The following is a 799-nucleotide window of genomic DNA, read 5'->3' as shown; positions in this document are numbered from 1 at the left end:
AGGGTAGATGAGGAAAAATGATTACTTACTCTGTTTGCATAAGTGCATCAGGCAATTGAATACAAGGGCGTCATAAGTATGAATTAATAAATTATTTAATCAGTTTTTATACGGGTATTCCGGATTGTCTAAATGTATAGAACAGGAATAAATAAAAGAAATTAATTTCCTAATTTAACATTACATTAACAATTATGAATAAAGCAGAATATTTGTCATTGGTTTTGCCCATGAAAACCCTCCATTACACTTCTTGCCTGGTAAAAATGAAAACGTATCTGAAATTGATTACACCCAGGGTTTTGAAAATTTATCTTATTTTTAAGGATTATTAAAAAAAGAAATTGGCCTTAGTCCAGATAGTTAAAAAAAACAAATGACCAATTATATGACAGGAACAGCACTCGCCAGCAGATTACTGGATAATATACAAACATCTTTAGCTTTAAGATCCCGCATCCCCTATCTGGATATGTTAAGAGAATTAAAGCAAGGGGGGATGTCAATCTCTGCAGATACTTTAAATACATCCTCAAACTTTGGAAGTTTTGACAGGGCCTTAAAAGAAGTACTCGCGCTATTGCATAGCAGTCACAGTAATCTGATTGCACCACCGGATGTTTTACCCTTACCCCTTACTCAAATCTATCAGGATCTGGCTGATAATTTTAATCTGTTAAGTCAAATACTTCAGGATGACCTGAACGATAAAGAATCAGATTCCTGGCTTCTTTTTGATCAGTTAGAGACGATTAACTTCGCGTCGGTTTAACTATCAGACCTTGCTGCCGGAACAGGT

General features: G+C 34.9%; 1 protein-coding gene. It reads left to right on the top strand.

Annotation, left to right across the window (positions count from 1 at the left end; genetic code table 11):
- Nucleotides 1-376: 376 nt before the first annotated feature.
- Complete coding sequence (locus AB3G38_RS04435; protein ID WP_367867290.1) at nt 377-772, top strand: hypothetical protein; 396 nt, start codon at nt 377-379, stop codon at nt 770-772.
- The last annotated feature ends 27 nt before the right edge of the window (nt 773-799 follow it).

The sequence above is a fragment of the Pedobacter sp. WC2423 genome (assembly GCF_040822065.1).
Lineage (GTDB): Bacteria > Bacteroidota > Bacteroidia > Sphingobacteriales > Sphingobacteriaceae > Pedobacter.
This window is presented reverse-complemented; position numbering and strand designations above follow the sequence as displayed.

Coding starts and splice junctions, on each gene's coding strand:
- AB3G38_RS04435 (WP_367867290.1), top strand. CDS start 377: ATGACCAATTATATGACAGGAACAGCACTCGCCAGCAGATTACTGGAT.